Here is a 4914-nt window from a genome sequence, read left to right as displayed (position 1 = left end):
GGTTTATACGATTTAAAATGATAAAAAACAGTTTTTTTTATCCCTCTTTTGGTTTATCCTGCTTATTTTTGCATGTCAAGTAAAAAAAATCATGAAGAAGATCCAAGATATTCTTATTTCAACCAGAACCATGGCTGTTCTGTTGCTCGTGTTTGCATTTGCCATGGCCTATGCCACCTTTCTGGAAAATGATTATGGAACCCCTACTGCCAAAGCTCTAATCTACGAAGCTAAATGGTTTGAGCTTATTATGTTCCTTTTAATCTTAAACTTTATAGGAAATATCGGAAGATATAGATTATGGAAGAAGGAAAAATGGCCTGTTTTGGTTTTCCATCTCGCCTTTATTCTTATTTTTATTGGTGGAGCTATTACCCGTTATATCAGTTTTGAAGGGACGATGCATATCAGGGAAGGACAGACCTCCAATGAGATTGTAACGGATAAAAACTTTTTCAAGATTCAGGTAGAGGAGAACGGAGATGTTCTTAATTATCAGGATGTCCCTTATTTAATGTCTCCTTTACACAAAGACTTCAATGCTACATATGACTTCCGGGGGAAAAAAATCAAAGTTGCTGCAAAGGATTATGTACAGAGAAAAAAAGACAGCCTGATTGTTGATCCTAATGGTACAGAATATCTTCATTTGGTTTCTACAGGTCAGACAGGAAGACAAAATATTTATATTAAACCGGGCGAAACAAAATCTATTAATGGTACTTTAGTTACTTTCAACAGACCTATCGACGGTGCTGTAGATTTTAAAATAGAAAATGGAAAAATCTTCATTAAGACTCCTGTGGAAGCAAGTTATATGACGATGGCAACACAAGCTACTGGAAATACTGTAAAAGATGAGTTCCAGCCTTTAGCTTTAAGAAGTTTATATACTATCAATGAGCTGAAATTGGTAGTTCCGGAAGGAGTAAAGAAAGGTAGACTATTAGCCTTTGAAGGAGATAAAAAGAAAGATCAGATGGTTCCGGATATGCTGAAAGTAGAAGTTCAGGGCCCTAAAACAAAGCAGTTGGTTGAACTTTCAGTAGAAAAAGGAAATCCTAATACATTCAAACAAATTTCAATCGACGGAATGAATGTAATGCTGGGGTTCGGACCTAAAGTTTATAATACACCTTTTGCTCTTAAACTGGATGATTTCGTCATGGAAACTTATCCGGGAAGTTCTTCTCCGAGTGCCTATGAAAGTCATATTCAGATTATTGATGAAGGGAAACAAACTCCTTATAAAATTTACATGAACCATGTTCTTAACCATAAAGGATACAGATTCTTCCAGGCGAGCTTTGATCCTGACAGAATGGGAACGGTACTTTCTGTAAACCATGATTATTGGGGAACTTTAATTACTTATATAGGATATACATTTTTATTTTTAGGAATGTTCCTGATCTTCTTCTGGAAGGGGTCTCATTTCTGGAAACTGAATAAAATGCTTACTGATGTTAACAAGAAGAAGGCAGCAGCCATTCTTTTGATATTTTTAAGTTTTGGATTAAATGCTCAAAAAATTGAAACACATGGAACTACTGATGGAAGTAGAGAGCATGTTCACGTAGAAGGCGATGGGCATAATCATGCTCCTGCTCCTGGTCCGGAAGTAAAACCTGTACAAACAGAGATTGCCCCTAGACAAAATTCATTAGCTCAGCCACTTTCTAAAATGAGAATGATGTCTGCCGATGAAATTATTGCAAGAAATAAGATTAGTAAGGAGCATGCAGATAAATTCGGATATCTTTTAGTCCAGAATTACGAAGGTAGAATAGTTCCTATTAATACGGAAGCCCTTGATATTTTAAGAAAATTATATAAAAAAGATGAATTTAAAGGGAGTGATGGAAAATCTCTTACTGCCAATCAATGGTTTTTATCCATTAATACAGATACTCCTAGCTGGACCATGGTTCCTATTATTAAAGTAGGTACCAAAGGCGGAGATGAATTAAAGAAAAAAACCAAAGCTGATGATGACGGATATACTTCTTTAATGAACTTATTCCCGGCAGATGCGAATGGTAATCTTACTTATATTCTTGAACATGATTATAATACGGCTTTCCGTAAAAAACCTTCAGAGCAGACTAATTATGATAAAGAAGTAATTTCTGTTAACGAAAGAGTACAAATTTTCAATGAATTTTTTAGCGGTCAGTTTATGAGAATTGTTCCGGTAAAAAATGACCCTAATCACACATGGCATTCCTGGTTAGATCAAAACTTTGAACCTGATATGGAATCCCAGTTGGTAATGGGGCCTTATTTTGCAGAAGTCCTGACTGCTCAGCAATCTGGAAACTGGTCTAAAGCAGATACTGAATTACAGAAATTATCGGAATATCAGCAAAAGTGGGGGAAAAGTGTTGTTCCTGCAAAATCAAAAGTTGATCTTGAAGTATTCATGAATAAGGTGAATATCAACTTCAAGCTGTTGATATTCTATACAATTGTAGGCGGGCTTCTTCTTATTTTAGGTTTCATCGAATTATTTAAGTCTAGAAAAGCTTTAGATAAAATTATCAAAATTATTATCCTCATCGGAATTGTAGGTTATATATTCCATTTCTTAGGATTAATAGCAAGGTGGTATATTTCAGGACATGCTCCTTGGAGTAATGGTTATGAAGCGATTATCTTCATTTCATGGGTGGGAATTACTGCAGGACTATTCTTATACAGAAATTCTAATGCTTTGATTCCGGCAGCTGGATTTATGGTAGCTGTTATTATGATGGGGTTTGCGCATGGAGGTTCGGCACTAGATCCTCAGATTACACCATTGGTTCCGGTATTGAAATCATATTGGTTAATTATTCACGTAGCCATTATTACTTCAAGTTACGGTTTCTTTGCCCTGTCTATGATTATTGCCGTGATTTGTCTTGTATTCTATATTATTTCAGGGAAAGATATGCATAAGATACATCATGATACCACATTAAAGGAATTAACTATAGTCTCTGAAATGTCACTTACCATAGGTTTATATGCCCTTACTGTAGGTAACTTTTTAGGAGGAATCTGGGCAAATGAATCATGGGGAAGATATTGGAGCTGGGATCCTAAAGAGACATGGGCATTTATTTCCATTATGGTATATGCTTTTGTTGTCCATATGAGATTGGTTCCAGGATTAAGAAGCAGATGGGCATTCCATGTAGCGACTATGTTTGCATTCTGTTCCATGGTAATGACCTATTTTGGAGTGAATTATTATTTAAGTGGACTCCATTCCTACGCAGCAGGAGATCCTGTTCCTGTTCCGGCATGGGTATATATAGGGTTAGCTTCTATGCTTATTCTATCATCAGTTTCTTATTTTAAATTTAAGACATTAACTAAAAAATAGATCTTTCAACATAAAAACTAAAATCCCGGAAACAATTCCGGGATTTTTTATTTCATTGTATGTTAAATGTTTTAATTAATAATTTATATTAGGGAATTTTCGATATATTTATAATATCAAAATAATATCATTTTAAATTGTAACTTATGGAAAAAATATTAAAACCTATGTCCGGTTACCTTACTTTGGTAATTTGCTTAATATTGTTCATCGCATCAGTTTATCTTTTTATAACAGGAGTAGATACGAATATTACCTTTCTTATCATTTCTACTTTATGTTTTCTGATTGCTTGTTTCTTCATTAAAGGGCTAATGATTATCCAGCCTAACCATTCGAGAGTATTAAATTTCTTTGGAAAATATGTTGGAACAGTAAAGGACAATGGATTGTTTTTCATTAATCCTCTGTATTCTTCCCAAAAGATCAGCTTACGTTCAGAAAACTTACAGGGGCAGACTTTGAAGGTAAATGATAAAATGGGGAACCCTATTGAAATCGGAGCTGTTATTGTATGGAAAGTAGGGGATACCTATAAAGCAGCTTATGAAGTGGAAAGATATATGGATTATGTAAAAATGCAGAGTGAAGCAGCTGTAAGACATCTTGCTGTAAGTTTTCCTTATGATAATCTGGAAGATGAACATGCGGACATTACTCTAAGAGATGGCGGAGAGCAGGTTAATAAAATTTTGGAACAGGAATTATCTGAAAGATTGGCACCAGCGGGAATTGTGATTCAGGAAGCAAGAATTACCCATTTGGCTTATGCTTCAGAAATTGCAGGAGCCATGTTACAAAGACAGCAGGCTACTGCGATAGTGGCTGCAAGAACAAAAATTGTTGAAGGAGCAGTAGGAATGGTAGATCTTGCCTTGAAAAAACTTTCTCAGGAAAATATAGTAGAGCTGGATGATGAAAGAAAAGCAGCGATGGTAAGTAATTTAATGGTTGTATTATGCGGAGAGAAAGCAGCAACTCCAATCTTAAATGCAGGAACTTTATATAATTAAAAATGAAATCAGAAAAAGCTCAAAATCCTTCCGGAAACAAAGGCAAAAAATCTTTTGTAATAAGGATAGATGAATCCACATATAAGCTGCTGGAAAAATGGGCCAATGACGAATTTAGAAGTGTTAATGGGCAAATTGAGTATCTGCTTCATCAAAGCCTTACGAATTCAGGAAGAAAGAAAAAAGAATAATCAAAACCTTAATTGACTTTAAAAAAGAAAGCAGAGAATATTTCTCTGCTTTTTTATTTTATGCAACTCTGAAGAGCATCTGCCCCAAAATAGAATATTACAAGCCAAATCAAACCTTTGATGGTGAAAAAGGCTAAGCCTGCCCAGCCAACACGTTTAAACCATTTTTTAAACTTAGAGTTATTTTCCTGTGAATTTTTCATCCTCTGTGATTATAGTATTACTTCTACAAAGATAAGCATGTTTATAATTAGTCCAAATAAAAAGGTGAGTAAAAATTAAAATTTTGTGATTCGCATAATATTTTTATCTTTAGAAAAACGAAAAGTAATTATTTATG

Annotated in this window: 3 protein-coding genes; all 3 read left to right on the top strand. The window is 34.6% G+C overall.

From position 1 onward, the window contains the following. Window positions 1–91: 91 nt before the first annotated feature. The 3 genes from ccsA (at window position 92) to Q0A18_RS15680 (ending at window position 4574) form a co-directional block, all read left to right on the top strand. Window positions 92–3370 (top strand): cytochrome c biogenesis protein CcsA, encoded by a 3279-nt coding sequence (gene ccsA / locus Q0A18_RS15690; RefSeq protein ID WP_292011106.1) that lies wholly within the window; start codon window positions 92–94, stop codon window positions 3368–3370. Window positions 3371–3516: 146 nt separating this feature from the next. Further along, complete coding sequence (locus Q0A18_RS15685) at window positions 3517–4383, top strand: SPFH domain-containing protein (RefSeq protein ID WP_292011105.1); 867 nt, start codon at window positions 3517–3519, stop codon at window positions 4381–4383. Window positions 4384–4385: 2 nt separating this feature from the next. Beyond that, the gene (locus Q0A18_RS15680) at window positions 4386–4574 is read left to right on the top strand and encodes an Arc family DNA binding domain-containing protein (protein ID WP_292011104.1); all 189 of its coding nucleotides are present in this window, start codon (window positions 4386–4388) and stop codon (window positions 4572–4574) included. Window positions 4575–4914 lie beyond the last annotated feature (340 nt).

The organism is Chryseobacterium sp. (assembly GCF_022712095.1).
Classification (GTDB): Bacteria; Bacteroidota; Bacteroidia; order Flavobacteriales; family Weeksellaceae; genus Chryseobacterium.
This window is presented reverse-complemented; position numbering and strand designations above follow the sequence as displayed.

Coding starts and splice junctions, on each gene's coding strand:
- ccsA (WP_292011106.1), top strand. CDS start 92: ATGAAGAAGATCCAAGATATTCTTATTTCAACCAGAACCATGGCTGTT.
- Q0A18_RS15685 (WP_292011105.1), top strand. CDS start 3,517: ATGGAAAAAATATTAAAACCTATGTCCGGTTACCTTACTTTGGTAATT.
- Q0A18_RS15680 (WP_292011104.1), top strand. CDS start 4,386: ATGAAATCAGAAAAAGCTCAAAATCCTTCCGGAAACAAAGGCAAAAAA.